This is a genomic window from Acinetobacter sp. YH12063, from assembly GCF_013419715.1.
Classification (GTDB): domain Bacteria; phylum Pseudomonadota; class Gammaproteobacteria; order Pseudomonadales; family Moraxellaceae; genus Acinetobacter; species Acinetobacter amyesii.
In genome coordinates, this window is sequence record NZ_VOZO01000004.1 from 133,966 (window position 1) to 151,523 (window position 17,558).

Sequence of the window (17,558 nt, forward strand, 5' to 3'; positions counted from 1 at the left end):
AATCATTCTCGATAAACTGAATATATTTAATTGAACTTATCAGAAAAAGTGATTATGTCTGAGCTTAAAATGCCAATTATCGGGTATATGAAATCTCCCTACCGAGAAAAATTTGGTATTCCACGTCAGCCGAATTTGGTGCAAGTCGAATCTTATATTGAAATGGTGGAACCTTATAACGATTTATTGGCTTTCGAAGGGATTGATGATTTTAGTCATCTTTGGCTGATTTGGCAGTTTCATGAAAATAAAAATGCAGATTCGACAAAATTTCGTCCGCAAGTTCGTCCTCCGCGTTTAGGTGGTAATCAAAAAATCGGGGTATTTGCGACACGAAGTATGTACCGACCGTCACCTATGGGCTTGTCGGTTGTGCAGCTCAAAGGGGTGAAAAAAGTCGGAAAATCGGTACGTGTCTATGTTGTCGGTAGTGATTTGTTGGATGGAACACCAATTTTAGATATCAAACCCTATATTCAATATTCAGATGCAGTTATGGATGCGCAAAGCGGTTATGCGCAGGATGAGCCAGAAAGAAAATCTGTGATTTGGTCAGAGCACGCTGAGCAACAAAAACAGGTATTTTTGAATAATGGCAATTTAACCGAACAATTAACAGCAGAACTGGAACAAGTATTGAGTTTAGATCCACGTCCTGCTTATCAGCATGATGATGAGCGTGTGTATGGCATGTTATTTGGTGGATTGAATGTAAAATTTCAGGTCTGTGATCTACAAATTCTGATTATTGATATATCTTAATAAAAAAGGAGCTTTTAGCTCCTTTTTTATTAAATGTGTAAATTATTTATTTGCCGCAAAACTTTGTTTGATCGCGTTAAGAGCAACATCGTTATACATGCTGCAAGAGTTCTCAGCTAATTGTTTAAACTCTAAAAATTGAGTTTTTTGAGTAGGATTAGTTGAAGTATTTATCCAATTATCAATAACCTTAATTAAATCCTGCATATTGTATTCCACTCCTTTAGGAGATAGGTAAGCGTCATAAAAACGATTTTTATATTGAGCTACGCCATATTCACTCTCATCATCAGCTACGGTATAGGCTACAGTATCTTTCATGATGTATTTTTTCGCAGTAATATCTGTACTAAGATCAGCCCACCAGTCAGCTAAAAAACTTTGACTATCACTATCTGAGGAATCTGTTAAATCTAAATACTGTTCACTATTTGATACTTTATTTAATTGTAAACAGCGAGAACCAGCGGGAAACTTAATATTTGAAATAGCTGTTAAGTATTTGAGAGCATCGTTAGAAATATAGTTGCTTGAATCAGTAATATTATTTTTTATGATCCAATAATTATAGGCATCAACTTGAGATGCTAGGATTTCACCTTCAAGATTGAAGGACTTCATTGTTGTCGTAATTTTTAGACCTGATGAATTAATAGAGGAATGAGGACTTAGCGTCCACACATTATTTGCAATGGATATATTGCCATTCAGATAGCCATACGAACTGTGTAGAGATCCTTCATCATACAAGCCATTCGCTGTGACCATAAATGAATCGCTACTTTCTGAAGTATATAGTTTACCATTATCGATAGTTGCAGTATCACTTTCGTATGACAGCACATCACTTTCACTGTCGAGTTCAAAAGTTGACCACTGTTGGAAAGCAGCATTTGGTACTGGTGGATTTTCGCTGGAGTCATTATTAGAGGTTGAGTTTCCACCGCCACCGCCGCAGGCAGTTAAGCTAAGAATAGTCATGGTACAAATTGCTAATATTTTTATTTTCATCATAAATCTTCTTATATCGTTGTTATAAAGCCCTGAGAGGCAAATTTATTATAGCTTAAATTTATGAATGTTTTCATTAATAACAAAAATAGTATGCTTTCAGAAAATCTATGTGCAAAACACAAATGACACAAGCGTGCCTTTAGAATTTTTTGCTATAGTGGTTTTATGTTTGGGGAACATAGAACAATGACTTTTAATTTTGAAATTGACACTTCTTGGTGTTTAGACCAATTACAAAAAGATGGACGTATTACTGAACGGGACAAAATACTGATTCAAACCACGCACCGTCAGCGTGAGCAGTTGAAATGGCATCCTCTACAATGGATTGCCAATTTTAATTTAGTCGATCAGAGTCATCCGCAGTCTACCTTAACATTGAATAGACTTTGCCAATGGTTGGCAGAAAAGTCTGGAGTACCGTTTTATATTATCGATCCTCTAAAAGCTGATGTGCCTGCTTTGACAGCCATTATGTCTCAGGAATTTGCAGTACGAAATCGCATTTTAGCGGTGGAATTACAAAATGAGCATGTGCTGATTGCAACGGATCAACCTTATAAAAATGAATGGATTGCCAATTTAGAGAGAACAGTTTTACCACGGAAGATTCAGCGTGTATTACTCAGTCCAGATCAACTACAGCGTTATTTGGTTGAATATTACCAAGTGAGTCGCGCAGTCAGTAATTCGCAAAAATCATCGAGTTATGACCGTGAAAATAAAGGCGTTGAAGCACTATTACAATTAGGTGATACACAAAATCCAGATGCCAATGATCAGCATATTGTGAAGCTTGTGGATTGGGTCTTACAGTTTGCCTTTGAACAAGGTGCAAGTGATATTCACCTCGAGCCGCGTAAAGATACAGGAAAGGTGCGTTTTCGTATCGATGGCGTATTGCATACCATCTACAACATGCCCGCAAATACCCTGACAGCCGTGGTCTCGCGAATTAAGATCTTAGGTCGGATGAATGTGGCTGAAAAACGTAAACCGCAAGATGGACGTTTAAAAACCCGTACACCCAAAGGCCAAGAAACAGAGCTACGTTTATCGACGCTGCCAACAGCCTTTGGTGAAAAGTTAGTCATGCGTATTTTTGACCCTGAAGTCTTGGTACGTAGTTTCCAACAGCTCGGTTTTGAAGGGCGTCTGTTGGATGATTGGAAAGCATTAACCAGTCATAGTCACGGTATTATTTTAGTGACCGGTCCGACGGGTTCGGGTAAAACCACCACGCTTTATTCATCGCTCAAGCAATTGGCAACTGAAGAAGTGAATGTCTGTACGATTGAAGACCCGATTGAGATGTTAGAGCCGAGCTTTAACCAAATGCAGGTGAATACAGGGATTGATTTAGGCTTTGCTGATGGTGTACGGGCTTTAATGCGTCAAGACCCTGACATTATCATGGTCGGGGAGATCCGAGATCATGATACGGCAAATATGGCAATCCAAGCTGCATTAACAGGTCATTTGGTGCTTTCAACTTTACATACCAATGATGCACCATCGAGTTTGACGCGATTACATGATCTGGGGATTCAGCCTTTTTTAACGGCAGCGACCATTTTAGGGGTTTTGGCACAACGTTTGGTTCGTCAACTCTGTCCACATTGTAAGCGTGAGACTTTTATCAATGAACAAGAGTGGAAACATTTGACCTTTGAATATGCGATACAAATGCCTGATTTTGTCTACGAGGCGGTGGGCTGTGATGAATGTCGTCAAACGGGTTATAAAGGCCGTGTGGGGATTTATGAATTTATGCCACTCAGTATTGAAACCAAACAATTGATTGGTGCCAATGCAGATCTAACCCAATTACGTACACAGGCACGTAAAGAACATGTCGAGCCATTACGAATTGCAGGTGCGCGTAAAGTACTTGCAGGGGTGACGACTTTAGAGGAAGTTCTGCGTGTCGTACCGCTCAACTAATGGTTCGATCAAATAAATAAAAACGTCTTTGCAGCTTAAGATTCGACTCATCTTGCTTTGTTTAAATAGCGCTATCGAAATAGACAAAGTAAGAGAGACCGAAGATGACAACATTCACTCAATTGGTATGTGGTTTAGCATTTGCAGGTGTGGCATCAGTGGCAGTTGCGAATACAGTAGTCAATCAGGCTGCAGTTGCACCGATGAAAACCACATCGGTGAAACATGCCTTAGGCTTAAAAGATGATAGTAAAGTTCAATTGAAAGGTTATGTTGTGAAATCGATGGGCGATGAAAAATATCAGTTCCGCGATAGCACAGGCAGCATTACAGTGGATATTGATGATGAACTTTGGCAAGGCAAAGCGATTTCAGCTAAAACACCGGTAACGCTCATTGGAGAAATCGACATTGATTACAAACCGACGAAACGCGTTGAAGTTGATGTCGATCAAGTAAAATTTTAATTTAGCCTGTTATTCATTTCAGTGCTGCTCCATAAAAAACCACGGCTTGCTGTGGTTTTTTTATGATATGAGTAGATATGAGCAAAAGTTCGATACACTGAAGTCGGAACCATAGAAATAGGGTAGGTAAGATGCGAATTTTATTGGCAGAAGATGATGCATCCCAAGCAGACAGTATAAAAACATGGCTTGAAATGGATGGCTATAGTGTCGATTGGGTTGATCGCGGCGATCACGCTATTTTGGCTTTAGAACAACATCAATATGATTGCATACTTTTAGATCGTGGCTTACCAAAAGTAACTGGTGATGAAATTTTAAAACGTATCGTACAGTTGCATCCGCTTACACCAGTTTTATTCATTACTGCTCGGGACAGTATTGCAGATCGTGTAGAAGGTTTAGATCTGGGTGCTCATGATTATTTGGTAAAACCCTTTAGCTTGGAAGAGTTGTCAGCAAGGGTACGTGCCCAATTACGCTTGCATCATCAACAGCGTGATAATTCTCTGACTTTCGGGGATTTAAGTTTAGATGTACAAGCCAAAACGCTGCGTAAAAATGCGGAATTGATTACGCTGACATCGCGTGAATATCAAATCTTGCATAAGATGATGTTAAATCCTGAGCATATTATGACGCGTAGCCAACTCGAAGAATCACTCTATGCTTGGGGGGATGAAGTTGAAAGTAATGCGATCGAAGTTTTTATTTACCAATTGCGTAAGAAGATTGGCAGTGATTACATCAAAACCTTAAGAGGTTTGGGTTATCGCATGAATCTTCCACAACAAAGTTAAGTCTATGAGTGATAAAAAAAGCATTTCCTTACAGTCGCAACTGATTAAAACCTCACTGCTCAGTGCAATTTGGGCGGGAGCAATCTCCCTGTGTCTGATGTTGGGATTTGGTCTTTATCACATCATGAGTGTACATGATGCCCTGATGGACGAAGTGGCTGACATGCTCACTGCTACTGATCTCACGCTGAAGCAAGACGAACAAATAGATGAGCTGAGTGAAGAGTTTGATATGCAATATCAACTCATGCAAGGGTCGCAAGTCTTAACCACATCGGAACAACACACAGCATTTGAACATCAGCCCAATTTAAAACAAGGGTTGCATTATCAATGGAGAGAAGGCGCGCTTTGGCGTAGCTATGCACTTCAGGACGATGGATTAAGCGTACAAATCATTCAACCGATGAAAACACGGCTCAGAGAAACGCTGCAAAGCGTACTAGGCTATGCAGGGATTCTGTTGATTGTCTGGTTGATCCAATGGCTATTACTGCATATTTTGATTAAACGTCAATTGAAAGTTTTACAGCTTTTTTCAAAACAAATCGCTGAAAAAAATGTAGATGACTTACAAGCCATTGTCTTACCTGAACCTGTATTACAAGAACTAGAGCCGATCCAAACACAGCTGAATTTTTTATTAAGTCGATTAGATCAAGCCTTAGAGGCGGAACAACGCTTTACATCCGATGCTTCACATGAATTACGCTCACCGCTGTCTGCGATTCAAATGCGACTTCAGGTATTAAAACGAAAATATCCCGACATTCAGCAGGATTTATTGAGCATACAGCACGATGTTAATCGAGGAACGCGCGTGTTGGAAAATCTACTGATTTTGGCACGGCTCGACCCGACGCAATCGGAGCAATTAGATAAAAAACAAGAAGACTTAGAACAGCTGAGTTTACAAGTCTTTGACGCTTTACAGCCTTTTATTGAAGAAAAACAGATCGAATTGAAGCTACAGACCCAGTCTGTACAGTTTGCTATGAACCCAGAGTTGATGTTTAGCTGTCTACGCAATTTAGTCGATAACGCAATTCGCTATAGTCCTGAGCAAGGACAGGTAAAGATTGATTTAACGGTAACAGCACAGCAGGCGGTTTGGACGATTGAAAATCAAGGTGCGGGACTGACAGTCGCAGAATTGCAACGCATTGGCGAGCGATTTTACCGTGTATTGGGAACGAAGACGCAAGGTTCAGGTTTAGGTATTTCAATTGCCCAAAAAATTGTACAGTTACATCAAGGCCATTTAAATGTGGATGCATCTGAACTTGGTGGCTTAAAGGTACAACTCACTTTTCCAATCCGTTAAAAACACGATTTGCTCTAAGGAATTTAGCGAAAGAGTGTTGTGAGAGGAAGATGAGTGTTGCGATTTAAATTAAGTTTGAGTAGCTATAAAACTTAATTTAACTAAGTACAAAACTTAAAAAAGCAGTAAGCGAATGGCTTACTGCTTGTGTCCACGATTATTTTTATTGCGCTGATAATTATTATTTTTATCAGAAATTATTTGGTCAAAATAAGGCGATTATTTCGTGTTAAACGTAGTCGATATTCTTCACCTGCATGCATAATGCGAATTTCACGTCCTAAAGCAAAAAGGTTGTTTGAATGTAGCATTGGCAGTGAGTGGTGTGCTTCATTGCTACGAGTAAAAAGGCTAAATGGTGCGTTCATTCCGTCGACTCCGTGGTGTATTTCTGAATGGTTTAAATGATAATCATTATCGAATAGGCCTGTCAACGATAATTTTAGGATTTTATAAAAAAGATAAATTTGCTTACACTTGGATATCAATTGGAACAGAGCAGAGAGCAGGGAACTATGTCGAAACCGCAAATCGATGTCGCCATTGCGATTTTATTGCATCAAGACAAAGTACTGGTGGGTTGGCGTGAAGCAAAACAACATCAGGGCAATAAACATGAGTTTCCGGGCGGTAAAGTCGAGCAGGGTGAAAGTCCTGAACAGGCTTGTCGTCGTGAAATTTTTGAAGAGGTTGGAATTGGTTTACATGACTGGCATGCTTTTGATTTTATTCAACATGAATATGATGATGTCATTGTGAAATTACATTTATTTCATGCCACCGTCCCGCATGCGTTGCTGAATGAAATCCAAAAGCCATGGGCCTGGTATTCGCGTCAACAACTCATGAGTTTGAATTTTCCAAAGGCCAATCAAGCTATTTTGCAGCGTTTATATTGGCAGCAACAGATCAAAATCACCGCCGATTTACCAACACTTGAAACGCTTAAAGAGACGCTGTTGTATTATTGGCGAGTCGATGCCAGCGCAGAAAATGCAGAGGCATTAAATCAATTACCTACCGTGATTTTAAAACAACTGATAATTAATGAAGATCTATGGTCATTACTCTCTACAGAGGTGCAAGCACATATTTCGGCTTTACATCTTAAGCAGCACCAATTGCTGAAAAAAAATAAAGGTGATTTACAGCTTGGGAAGCGCTATATCGCAGCTTGTCATGATCAAGTTTCTGCGCTGCATGCGCAAAAAATTGGCTGTGAGGCTATTTTTATGAGCCCAGTTCTGGCGACACAAAGTCATCCAGAGGCGCAAGGTATGGGATGGGCGCATTTTTCTGAGATTGCACGAGGCATAGAAATCCCTGTTTTTGCTTTAGGTGGCATGCGTCCTGAATTATTGTCTATTTCACAGCAACATCATGCTTATGGGGTGGCAGGTATTCGCAGTTTTTAAATTAAAGTGTGTATTGAATTAAATTTGTATTTAAAGTCGATATTTTAGACTTAAAGTAACTATTGGAAATAAGCTTACTTTTAGTATGTTTTAAATAAAAAAGCCTGATCTCAATTAAGATCAAGCTTTTTTACGGGGTGCTTAAAGAGCTTTAATTGCTTGTTGTGCTTTTTGAATGGTGCTGCTTTTCTTTTGCATTTGACCAGCTTTTAAAACAACATTCCAAAGCTGTTGTTTCATCGGCTTGGTTTGAGCATAGCTTAATCCACGCAGTGCCAACGATTCTGCATTCGCAGGTTGATTTTTTCGATTGGCGATCATTGCCAAATATAAAAAAGTTTCCGCAGATTGTGGTGCCAAACGCTGTGCTTGAGTTGCAGCACTTTCAGCTTCATTCCATTTTCCATTGGCATAAGCGGTTTGCGTAGTTTGCATCAATTTTTTGAATGCAGGTAAGTCACGACCATCATCAAACTTTTGAATTTGGGTTTTCTGCTCAGGAATAACGATGCGTTGACGTTTAATTTCTGGATGGTCATATGGCGTAATAATGACCCCAGAAGAGTCATGGATATCTGCCTTTTTTTCAGGTGGAGCAGGCGGCTTTTGCTCAGGTTCGACTATGGTTTGGCAACCAGCCAAAATGATCGTCAAAACGCTCAGAATACTGAACGTTTTTAAAACTTTAATGTTTTGCAATTTAATTTGTATACTCTCCACTTGAGATGATGCGAGGTTGATCAGATGAACCCTGATCATTATCGACATCACTTTCACGAATGTAGTCACCTAAACTATCATTTTGTTCCTGAGTTGGCTGCGTCTCTTCAGTATCAACTGTGTAAGGTTCTACTTCATATTGTGTCGAACCACATGCCGTCGCTTGATTTGGAATAGAGTTGCGCGACAGAGGAATATACATCGCACCTGTACAATGCTGTGCAGATAAATTACCTGAATAACGGTCTAACCAATGCCACTGTACGCTGTCTGGTTGACGTAAATTAACTGGCTTTTGACGTAACTGCTTCATGACATTGGTCCAAACCGGAAGTGCTCCTGACGAACCAGTTAAGCCTGTAACTTTGTTGTTGTCTAAACCTAACCAAACCACACTTAAATAATTACCTGAATAACCTGCAAACCATGAGTCACGCGTATCATTGGTTGTCCCTGATTTACCTGCAAGTTTGAGTGAAGCTGGTAATGATGCATAAGCAGAACGGCCTGTCCCTGAACTCATGACTTGTTGTAAACCATAGTTCAAGATAAAGGCTGCATCAGGTGCAATAGTCGGTTGTACCGTTAAGCTATAACGATCTAATAAACGACCATTGGCATCGACCACTGAACGAATAGCTTTCACTGGATATTTGAAGCCACCGGTTGCAAAGTTGCCATACACACTCATCACTTCCATCGGTGACATATCGATAGCACCAAGGTAAATCGAAGGGTAGCTTGGAATATTAGAAGTCACACCAAACTTTTTCAGATGGTTAATAAAAGTCGACATACCGAACTCTTGACCTAAGCGTACCGCAGAGAGGTTATAAGAGTTTGATAGGGCATCGACCATTGGTACGACACCATGTGCACCACCACTATAGTTTTTCGGTGTCCAAGCTTTGCCATCACTTTGAATGCTGATAGGACTGTCTTCGATTTGACTCGCCCAGTTATAACGGTTTGATTCTATCGCACTGAGGTAAATCACAGGTTTTAGCAATGAACCGACTTGACGTTTAGCATCCATTGTACGGTTAAAGCCAGTAAAGTCCTGCGTTGAACCGACTGCTGAAACCAATTCACCATTTTCAGGATGAGACACCAGTACCGCGCCTTGTAATTCTTTCAAGCGTGCTGGATTGGCATTACTTAAACGTGCCACAGATTCTTTAAATGCAGTTTGTACACGAGTTTGAGCAATCGGGTCCATCGCGGTGAAAATACGCAGACCTTGATTGGTCAAATCGCTTTCTTGGTATTCGGTACGCAGTTGACGACGCACGATATCCATATAGTCAGGGAAGCGAGAAGGGCCCAATGTTGGTTTAGTAATGACATTTAATGGACGCGCTGACTCAGTTTCATATTGTTCCTGAGTTAAATAGCCCATCACTACCATATTGTTTAACACAATATTACGGCGTTTAATCGCACCTTCAGGGTTTTTCCACGGATTAAATAGGGTCGGGCCTTGTACCAAACCGACTAAATAAGCCTGCTGAGCAATATTTAGTTCACGTAGGGGTAAACCAAAATAGAATTGTGAGGCTAAACCATAACCATTGATGGAATAGTTACCGTTTTGACCTAAGTTCACTTCGTTTAAATAAGCTTCAAGAATTTCATCTTTGTCATAGTGAAGTTCAATCAGCATGGCCATTAAGGCTTCGTTGGCCTTACGCTTAATGGTTCTCTCAGGCGATAAATAAAAATTTTTCACCAATTGCTGAGTGAGGGTCGAACCACCTTGACGTTTACCACCTGTGACATTACTCACAATGGCACGTGCTGTACCACGAATCGAAATACCATGATGCTGATAGAAATTACGGTCTTCGGTAGCAATTAAAGCTTGGATTAAAGGCTTAGGCACTTTATCAAGTTTAATCAGCACACGGTCTTCATTGTGCTGAGGATAAATACCACCAATTAACATCGGCTCTAAGCGGGCAATACCACTGCTTGAAGGCTTGGTTGCACTCACTTCAGTGATTTGATCTTCACCAAAGGTCACTTTAAGGACTTGTTCAGGGTCGACACTATCACCAAAGTCAAAACCACGCGTATGGATATAGGTTACATTGCCAGAAGTAACGTAACTCCCTGTTTTCGCATAGCTATCTTGAGCGTTATAACCCAAAAGTTTCAGTTCTTGGTTGAGGTCTGCTTGGCTCACAGGCGCATTAGTATAAATTTCTAAAGGACGAGCAAATACCTTGGCTGGAATGTCCCAACGTTGACCTTCGAATTTATCCCGTACAATATTATCTAGACGAATAAGATAAATGCTGAACACGAGAAATCCGCCGATAATCAACAGCGAAAAAATCAGTGCAATTATGCCTATGCCACGTTCAGACTTCATAAATAGTGATAAGACCCTGAGAAATTTTGCTAATCATGCGAAGCTTTTCAGTATTTTGCAATATTTAAACTGTTATATGTATGCAAAATATTGGAAGCTACTTCACTAAAGTCGAAACTTTAAAGTTTTTTTAAATCATTTCTGTTAGTGATATGATACCAATGAGGCGAAGCGGAGCAAAAGCGCAGGTGCAAATTTCACATAAATCATTTCGAAACATTGGGTTGATTGGTCGTCCAGACAAATCATCAGTGATCGAAACCCTATGTTTGATCCACGATCATATTTTGAGTTTGGGATTACATCCTGTATTTGATACGCAAACAGCGCAGCTGGTTCCCTATAATAATACTCAGACGGTCAGCCGTAATTTATTGGGAGAAGTCGTCGATTTGGTGATCGTAGTCGGCGGTGATGGTTCATTGCTTCATGCTGCACGTGCCTTGGTGAAATATAATACCCCTGTGATTGGGGTGAACCGTGGTCGTTTGGGCTTCCTGACCGATATCAAACCAACAGAAGTGATTTTTAAGTTAGATCAAGTGCTGAAAGGTGAGTTTCAGTTGGATCGACGTTTCTTGCTGGAAATGGAAATTCGCTCGAAAGGTGAGTCGATTTACGATGCTGTGGCTTTAAATGATATTGTGCTGCATTCAGGTAAATCGGTACATATGATCGACTTTGAACTGAATATTGATGGGCAATATGTATACCGCCAACACAGTGATGGTTTAATTGTTTCGACACCAACTGGCTCTACAGCTTATGCATTATCTGGTGGTGGTCCGATTGTCCACCCAAGTATGGATGCGATTGCCTTAGTGCCAATGCATCCTCATACTTTGTCGTCACGTCCGATTGTCGTGGGCGGACAAAGTGAAATTAAAATTTTGATTCGTGAAAACCGTGTTTTACCAATGGTCAGTGCCGATGGTCAACACAGTGTATCATTGGGTGTAGGCGATAGTTTACATATCCGCAAACATCCATTTAAGCTCAACTTATTACATCCACCTGGTTATGACTTCTATATGGCATGTCGTACCAAGCTAGGCTGGAACCAAGATTTTGACTCATTAAAGCAGGATTAATTATGAATATTGAACAGATGCTTGCCGTACTCGATCCTGAAATTGTTGGTCGATTAAAAACGGCAATTGAAATTGGTAAATGGCCAAATGGCGTAGCGCTGACTCAAGAACAACGTCAAATTTGTATGCAAGCGGTGTATGCATGGGAAATTAAACATTTGCCAGAAGATGAGCGTAGCGGTTATATCGACCGTGGGACCAAAGAAGAAGATGAGCATTGCGACTCGCATGTGGAAGAACCTGAGTTCAAGCCGATTCGTTTCGTTTAATCCGTTTTCTTTCTGATTGAAAAAGCCAGCTTAATGCTGGCTTTTTTATTGGCTGATGCATGCCTAAATTTGTTGCTTCATATCTGCTTATTTAAGCGTGACGATTTGCCCACATGGTTTTGGCAGTTTGCATCGCTTCATCAAAACTTGCGACGGCACCCATGGTATACAGTGCAATTCCCATGGTTTCGATGACTGCGATTTCACCATATTCATGTACCTGTTGACCGTCCCAAACGGCTTTAAAGACGGCCAAATCGAGTTCTTCTTCGACGGGACTGCGGTTGTCCGTAAGTTTAGGCAATTCATGTTCATACATTTCACCATCCTTGATGCCACAAATTAAGGTTTTTGCATCGGGGTTACGTTCGAATTCACCACCTTCACCCTTAATGACAGCACTATTTTGATAACCCAATTGGAATGCCGCACGTTGGTGTGATCCACGATAGGCTGGGTGGAAAATCGCTTGCATGGTGGCTTTGGCATTAAACGGATTTATTAGGCGGGCAAGGGTGTGAATTGGGGAACGCAAACCCATCACATTGCGCAGTGAAATTAGATCACTGAGTATTGGCGAAATGACGTCGAGCGGAATATAAGCAAAATGACGTTGTATAAGCTGCTGTTCCACATCTGTATCATTTTGGCAAATAGGAAAACCCAAATACTCTAATACTTGTTCTGTATAAAGGCGGTTAATGGTATGACCTGAAGCGCCATGCATTACGACATTGTAGCCGTGTTTTGCCAGCGTTAATGCGGCCAATAAAAACCAAGGATAATGTTTGCGTTTACCTGCATAAGATGACCAATCTAAATCGACATCAAGCTTTTTAAACTTGAGCTGATCACGTGTGGCTTGGACAAAGCCTGTCAGTTCATCGACAGATTCTTCTTTTACACGCAATAACATCAAGAAAGCGCCCAATTGAACGTCTAAAACCTCATCTTTTAAGATCATGCTGAACGCTTGGTAGGCTTCATCATAAGTGAGAGAACGTGCGCCATTTTTACCTTTACCCACGATACGGACAAATTGCGCAAAAGGATGTTCAAAATCTTTGTAAATATTTCGTTTATTGTTCATGCAAATACTGGGCTTAAAATTAGGACTTAAGGATAGTTTACTTCTATAGTTGGTATTTTTCAGCCTGATAACAGGTTTAAAAAAGGATGTCTTTAGACTATCGTCTAATGATCTCGGTCTATTATTTAACCGAAATTAACATTTGTGGCAGAACAAGCCCTTAAAAAACAGGTAAAATTTAACCTACTTTAGTATGTGTTTCATCTCCTGATCAATGCGCTGATTTTATATCAGGTCCTGATGTGATTATTTAATCACCATACATATTTCGTTTTTCTGTATTTGGCTAAGTCAAATACCTTTGGTGCTCTTTTGTCGAAGACAAAGGGGTTTTGGGCTGTTTATTTTTTGAAAATAGACAAAAACTGAATATTTCTTTGAAGCAGAAATATATCGTGAAGTAATGTCATGGCTAAAAAACCAATTTATAAGTCACTATATTTTCAAGTGATCGTTGCCATTATTGCGGGTGTTTTGGTGGGGCATTTCTCACCAAGTGGCACGCAAATTATCAATGGTACCGAGCAATACGTAAAAGGCTGGGGTGAATTGTTCTATCCACTAGGACAAGGTTTCATCAAGCTGATTAAAATGATTATTGCACCTGTGATCTTCTGTACCGTGGTAAGTGGTATTGCAGGTATGGAAAGCATGAAATCTGTGGGTAAGACAGGTGGGGTCGCTTTACTATACTTCGAAATCGTTTCGACCATCGCACTCATTATCGGTCTTGCAGTGATTAATATTGCAAAACCTGGTGTAGGCATGAACGTAGATCCAGCATCTTTAGATACTGCAGGTATTTCTAAATATGTTGAATCTGGTGCAGCACAATCTACCCAAGAATTTTTTATGAATATCATCCCAAACACCGTTGTTGGTGCGTTTGCTGAGGGTGAGATTCTTCAAGTTCTATTATTTGCCTTATTATTTGGTTTTGCATTGCATAAACTTGGTGATGCAGGTAAGCCTGTATTGAAGTTTATTGATCAAATTGCACATGTATTCTTTAACATTGTAAACATGATCATGAAGCTTGCGCCAATTGGTGCCTTCGGTGCGATGGCTTATACCATTGGTAAATATGGTATCGGTAGTTTGGCGCAATTGGGTCAGTTGATCATCTGCTTCTATATTACCTGTTTGCTGTTTATTTTCCTTGTACTTGGCTCAATTGCACGTATTTGCGGTTTCAGTATCCTCAAAATGATTCGTATGATTCGCGAAGAACTCTTGATCGTACTAGGTACGTCATCTTCAGAATCTGTACTGCCACGTATGTTGAAAAAACTCGAACTTGCAGGTGCAGAAAAATCTGTAGTGGGTCTGGTTATTCCAACAGGCTATTCATTTAACCTAGATGGTACGTCTATTTACCTGACTATGGCGGCGATCTTTATTGCACAAGCGACCAATACGCCGCTTGATATTTCGCATCAGATCACGTTGTTGTTGGTACTACTCATCTCATCTAAGGGTGCTGCGGGTGTGACGGGTTCAGGCTTTATTGTAATGGCTGCAACACTTTCTGCTGTGGGTCATATTCCTGTTGCCGGTTTGGCATTGATTCTTGGTATTGACCGTTTTATGTCAGAAGCACGTGCATTAACCAACCTTGTCGGTAACTCATTGGCAACGATTGTGGTTGCGAAATGGGTGGGTCAATTAGACAAAGAAAAACTGGATTTTGCTTTGGCAAACCCTGAAGAAATTGACCGTCAGATGCAAGAAGAAGGCAATGCACATCATGCCTAAGGCAGATGCTGTGATGTAAAAGATGTCATTTAAAAAGGAAGCTTCGGCTTCCTTTTTTAATGCAGGACTAAAGCCAAATTTGAACGCTTTAGTTTTTGGGCATGACGGCCGTTCTAAACTGCAATAGGATGGAGTTCAACAAAACAACAAACTTAACCAAGGAAGAAACACATGCTGGCTTATGATGCAGACTTAGAATTATTTCGAGATAACTTTCGCCGTTTTATGGCAGAGCATGTCGCACCACATTATGAGCAATGGGAACGTGAAGGCATTATGCCGCGATCAGTATGGAATGCCTTGGGTGAAAATGGCTTTTTATGTGTCGATGTGCCTGAAGAATATGGCGGCTATGGCGTCCCAACGCATTATTCACTGATGTTAGTTGAAGAATCTGCTCGCGCAGGTTTTAGTGCATTATCGACAGGTATTTCATGCCATTCTGAAATTGCAGCGCCTTATATTTTGCACATTGGTTCAGAAGAACAAAAACAATATTGGTTACCGAAAATGGTCACAGGTGAGGTGGTCGGTGCTATTGGTATGACAGAGCCGGGAGCAGGTTCGGACTTGCAGTCTATGCGCAGTAGTGCAATTTTGCAGGGTGATCATTATCTGCTCAATGGCTCGAAAACTTTTATTTCAAATGGTCAACATGCAGACCTTGTGGTATTGGCTGCGAAAACTGATCCACAAGCACGTGCCAAAGGTGTGTCATTACTTTTAGTCGATACACATTTGGATGGATTTAAGAAAGGTACCAACCTCGACAAAATTGGTCTGCATGCGCAAGACACTTCAGAGTTGTTTTATGACAACGTCAAAGTGCCAAAAGAGCAACTTTTGGGTCAAGCTGGACAAGGCTTTGCTTACTTGATGCAAGAGTTACCGCGTGAACGTACCGCAATTGCCTCGACTGCAATTGGTGCGATTCGCGGTTCCATTGATGTGGCAACGCAGTATGTTAAAGAGCGACAAGCGTTCGGACAGGCGATCGGACAGTTCCAAAATACTCGTTTTGTCTTGGCACAGGCTAAGATTGACGAATTGGCTACAGCGGCATTTTATAATCAAAATGTTGAACTTTATATGCAAGGCAAACTTGATGTTGAAACTGCAGCAGCACTCAAGAGCTTTTCTACCGATATGCAAATGAAAGTGGCCCATAATCTACTTCAATTATTTGGTGGCTATGGTTATATGACCGAATATCCAATTTCACGTTTCTTTGTCGATGCACGTATTCAGCAAATCTACGGTGGCACCAATGAAATTATGAAAGAAATCGTGGCACGAAGTATTTTAGGTCGATAAACAATTTATCAGGCTGAAATTAAAATAGCGAAGTGAAGACTTCGCTATTTTTTTTAGGATGTATTTCTATAGAGACGATGTATTTCTATAGATTTGCTTATTTGAATTAGATTGTGTGTTTAATTTTGCGTGAATATTTTGAAACCTATGATAATGACGGTTGCCCCAAAACTTGCAAACAGACTTCAATAAATTCAGGTGTATCTAAAGTACTGCGAGACGATATATATAGGTTATTATCATTCACAACCGATTGATCCGACACCACCACACCTGCGTTTAACAAAGCGGATTTAAGTGTTTCAGATTGGGCGAAATGGCGACCTTGTATGACACCAGCTTCTAGTAACAACTGTGGACCATGGCAACTGCTCAAGATCGGCTTTTGGCTATCTGCAAAATTACGTACAAAATAGATAAAACGGTCATCTAAAGCGAGTTTCTCTGGGGAATAACCGCCGGGAATAAATAAGGCATCAAAATCATGCACAGAGGCATCGTCGATACTTTGGTCAATGGTGATCTGGGAACGGCGTTTAATGCCGTAAACGATTTTTCCAACCTGATCTTCGATATTGATAATGCTGTGCCGAGCGGCTCGAAAGGCCTCCACAGGCTCAAGATACTCAATATCTTCAAAATCGTAGGTCACTAACACTGCAATTTTCTTGTGCATACTTGTACCTATGGGGCTGTTATTTTTTTTCTGATATTTAGACTACAAAGCAATGATAAGAATTACCTGTGTCTTTTGTAATAAATGCGTCAATGACTATAAACACTAGATGAAAGTGCCTATTAAGTCACTGAAAAAACGATCAATGACCAAGTGTTTATATAGATCATCTTTAAGTTTCAAATTATTTCTATGCCATGAAAACCAAGTTTTGAAATTTTTATTTTGCTTCAAGTATTGAGAGCAAAATTTAAAACTGAAATGACCAATGAAACAAATTGATTGATGGGCTTATACAAGGAGATGGATCTGAGGCAAATTTGGAGGAAAAGAGAAGGTCTATTTATTGTGCTGCTCAAGATGAATGATCAATAAAGCCGTCAAAAGGTAAGATTTGCCTTAATTATGGCTTGACCTATCAGTTTGGCTGTTTTGGCTCTTAAGTTAAGCTGATGAAGCTTTAATCAACTGTCTGTTTTTAAGGCTGAAACCATCAAAGTCGTATTGCGCAACATTTGAAAGCTAACTATTGTTATACTGTTT

16 protein-coding genes are annotated in these 17,558 nt (G+C 40.3%); 10 read left to right on the forward strand and 6 right to left on the reverse strand.

Annotation, left to right across the window (positions count from 1 at the left end):
• Positions 1–54: 54 nt before the first annotated feature.
• On the forward strand, positions 55–762 hold the full coding sequence (tsaA, locus tag FTU12_RS05965) for a tRNA (N6-threonylcarbamoyladenosine(37)-N6)-methyltransferase TrmO (RefSeq protein WP_180113962.1): 708 nt from the start codon (positions 55–57) through the stop codon (positions 760–762).
• Between the two features lie 42 nt (positions 763–804).
• Here the strand turns inward: tsaA and FTU12_RS05970 are convergent, their stop codons facing one another.
• Positions 805–1,776: a hypothetical protein gene (locus FTU12_RS05970; protein ID WP_180113963.1), complete on the reverse strand. Its 972-nt coding sequence runs from the start codon at positions 1,774–1,776 to the stop codon at positions 805–807.
• 186 nt (positions 1,777–1,962) lie between these two features.
• On the opposite strand from FTU12_RS05970, the gene FTU12_RS05975 reads away from it, so the two are divergent.
• The 4 genes from FTU12_RS05975 to FTU12_RS05990 all read left to right on the forward strand — a co-directional run bounded on the left by FTU12_RS05975 (position 1,963) and on the right by FTU12_RS05990 (position 6,311).
• Positions 1,963–3,720 (forward strand): GspE/PulE family protein, encoded by a 1,758-nt coding sequence (locus FTU12_RS05975; RefSeq protein WP_180027311.1) that lies wholly within the window; start codon positions 1,963–1,965, stop codon positions 3,718–3,720.
• Positions 3,721–3,824: 104 nt separating this feature from the next.
• On the forward strand, positions 3,825–4,187 hold the full coding sequence (locus FTU12_RS05980; RefSeq protein ID WP_180009492.1) for a NirD/YgiW/YdeI family stress tolerance protein: 363 nt from the start codon (positions 3,825–3,827) through the stop codon (positions 4,185–4,187).
• 131 nt (positions 4,188–4,318) lie between these two features.
• Entirely contained in the window at positions 4,319–4,987 is a 669-nt protein-coding gene (locus tag FTU12_RS05985) for a response regulator transcription factor (RefSeq protein WP_180009491.1), read from the forward strand.
• A gap of 4 nt (positions 4,988–4,991) precedes the next feature.
• Complete coding sequence (locus FTU12_RS05990) at positions 4,992–6,311, forward strand: HAMP domain-containing sensor histidine kinase (protein WP_180009490.1); 1,320 nt, start codon at positions 4,992–4,994, stop codon at positions 6,309–6,311.
• Between the two features lie 197 nt (positions 6,312–6,508).
• Here FTU12_RS05990 and hemP read toward each other — a convergent pair whose 3' ends face one another.
• Positions 6,509–6,679, reverse strand: coding sequence for a hemin uptake protein HemP (gene hemP / locus FTU12_RS05995; RefSeq protein ID WP_078189103.1), 171 nt, complete (start codon positions 6,677–6,679; stop codon positions 6,509–6,511).
• Positions 6,680–6,826: 147 nt separating this feature from the next.
• Between hemP and FTU12_RS06000 the strand changes: the two genes are divergently transcribed.
• Positions 6,827–7,726, forward strand: a complete 900-nt coding sequence (locus tag FTU12_RS06000; RefSeq protein WP_180009489.1) for an NUDIX domain-containing protein — start codon at positions 6,827–6,829, stop codon at positions 7,724–7,726.
• Between the two features lie 141 nt (positions 7,727–7,867).
• On the opposite strand, the gene FTU12_RS06005 is transcribed toward FTU12_RS06000, so the two are convergent.
• Positions 7,868–8,485 carry a tetratricopeptide repeat protein gene (locus FTU12_RS06005; protein ID WP_257220948.1) on the reverse strand — a complete coding sequence of 206 codons (618 nt, stop codon included), beginning with the start codon at positions 8,483–8,485 and terminating at the stop codon, positions 7,868–7,870.
• The gene (mrcB, locus tag FTU12_RS06010; protein ID WP_168379334.1) at positions 8,427–10,820 is read right to left on the reverse strand and encodes a penicillin-binding protein 1B; all 2,394 of its coding nucleotides are present in this window, start codon (positions 10,818–10,820) and stop codon (positions 8,427–8,429) included. Before mrcB ends, FTU12_RS06005 begins: the two co-directional genes overlap by 59 nt.
• Before the next feature lie 152 nt (positions 10,821–10,972).
• On the opposite strand from mrcB, the gene FTU12_RS06015 reads away from it, so the two are divergent.
• Together FTU12_RS06015 and FTU12_RS06020 are read left to right on the forward strand one after the other, a co-directional pair.
• Positions 10,973–11,911 carry an NAD(+) kinase gene (locus FTU12_RS06015; protein WP_078189100.1) on the forward strand — a complete coding sequence of 313 codons (939 nt, stop codon included), beginning with the start codon at positions 10,973–10,975 and terminating at the stop codon, positions 11,909–11,911.
• A gap of 2 nt (positions 11,912–11,913) precedes the next feature.
• A complete protein-coding gene (locus FTU12_RS06020; protein ID WP_078189099.1) occupies positions 11,914–12,180 on the forward strand; it encodes a YeaC family protein in 267 nt (88 codons plus the stop codon).
• Positions 12,181–12,271: 91 nt separating this feature from the next.
• Here the strand turns inward: FTU12_RS06020 and FTU12_RS06025 are convergent, their stop codons facing one another.
• On the reverse strand, positions 12,272–13,270 hold the full coding sequence (locus tag FTU12_RS06025; protein WP_180009488.1) for a glycosyl transferase family protein: 999 nt from the start codon (positions 13,268–13,270) through the stop codon (positions 12,272–12,274).
• Between the two features lie 408 nt (positions 13,271–13,678).
• On the opposite strand from FTU12_RS06025, the gene FTU12_RS06030 reads away from it, so the two are divergent.
• Positions 13,679–15,025, forward strand: coding sequence for a dicarboxylate/amino acid:cation symporter (locus FTU12_RS06030; RefSeq protein ID WP_180005246.1), 1,347 nt, complete (start codon positions 13,679–13,681; stop codon positions 15,023–15,025).
• Between the two features lie 171 nt (positions 15,026–15,196).
• Positions 15,197–16,339 (forward strand): acyl-CoA dehydrogenase family protein, encoded by a 1,143-nt coding sequence (locus FTU12_RS06035; protein ID WP_180020843.1) that lies wholly within the window; start codon positions 15,197–15,199, stop codon positions 16,337–16,339.
• Between the two features lie 145 nt (positions 16,340–16,484).
• On the opposite strand, the gene FTU12_RS06040 is transcribed toward FTU12_RS06035, so the two are convergent.
• Positions 16,485–17,015: a DJ-1/PfpI family protein gene (locus FTU12_RS06040; protein ID WP_078189095.1), complete on the reverse strand. Its 531-nt coding sequence runs from the start codon at positions 17,013–17,015 to the stop codon at positions 16,485–16,487.
• Between the last annotated feature and the right edge of the window lie 543 nt (positions 17,016–17,558).

Excerpts from the sequence above, each read along its gene's own strand:
- FTU12_RS06030 (WP_180005246.1), top strand. The coding sequence starts at position 13,679 with ATGGCTAAAAAACCAATTTATAAGTCACTATATTTTCAAGTGATCGTT.
- FTU12_RS05975 (WP_180027311.1), top strand. The coding sequence starts at position 1,963 with ATGACTTTTAATTTTGAAATTGACACTTCTTGGTGTTTAGACCAATTA.
- tsaA (WP_180113962.1), top strand. The coding sequence starts at position 55 with ATGTCTGAGCTTAAAATGCCAATTATCGGGTATATGAAATCTCCCTAC.
- FTU12_RS05970 (WP_180113963.1), bottom strand. The coding sequence starts at position 1,776 with ATGATGAAAATAAAAATATTAGCAATTTGTACCATGACTATTCTTAGC.
- FTU12_RS06020 (WP_078189099.1), top strand. The coding sequence starts at position 11,914 with ATGAATATTGAACAGATGCTTGCCGTACTCGATCCTGAAATTGTTGGT.
- FTU12_RS06025 (WP_180009488.1), bottom strand. The coding sequence starts at position 13,270 with ATGAACAATAAACGAAATATTTACAAAGATTTTGAACATCCTTTTGCG.
- FTU12_RS05990 (WP_180009490.1), top strand. The coding sequence starts at position 4,992 with ATGAGTGATAAAAAAAGCATTTCCTTACAGTCGCAACTGATTAAAACC.
- FTU12_RS06005 (WP_257220948.1), bottom strand. The coding sequence starts at position 8,485 with ATGATCAGGGTTCATCTGATCAACCTCGCATCATCTCAAGTGGAGAGT.
- FTU12_RS06040 (WP_078189095.1), bottom strand. The coding sequence starts at position 17,015 with ATGCACAAGAAAATTGCAGTGTTAGTGACCTACGATTTTGAAGATATT.
- FTU12_RS06035 (WP_180020843.1), top strand. The coding sequence starts at position 15,197 with ATGCTGGCTTATGATGCAGACTTAGAATTATTTCGAGATAACTTTCGC.
- FTU12_RS05980 (WP_180009492.1), top strand. The coding sequence starts at position 3,825 with ATGACAACATTCACTCAATTGGTATGTGGTTTAGCATTTGCAGGTGTG.
- FTU12_RS06000 (WP_180009489.1), top strand. The coding sequence starts at position 6,827 with ATGTCGAAACCGCAAATCGATGTCGCCATTGCGATTTTATTGCATCAA.
- FTU12_RS06015 (WP_078189100.1), top strand. The coding sequence starts at position 10,973 with ATGATACCAATGAGGCGAAGCGGAGCAAAAGCGCAGGTGCAAATTTCA.
- FTU12_RS05985 (WP_180009491.1), top strand. The coding sequence starts at position 4,319 with ATGCGAATTTTATTGGCAGAAGATGATGCATCCCAAGCAGACAGTATA.
- mrcB (WP_168379334.1), bottom strand. The coding sequence starts at position 10,820 with ATGAAGTCTGAACGTGGCATAGGCATAATTGCACTGATTTTTTCGCTG.
- hemP (WP_078189103.1), bottom strand. The coding sequence starts at position 6,679 with ATGAACGCACCATTTAGCCTTTTTACTCGTAGCAATGAAGCACACCAC.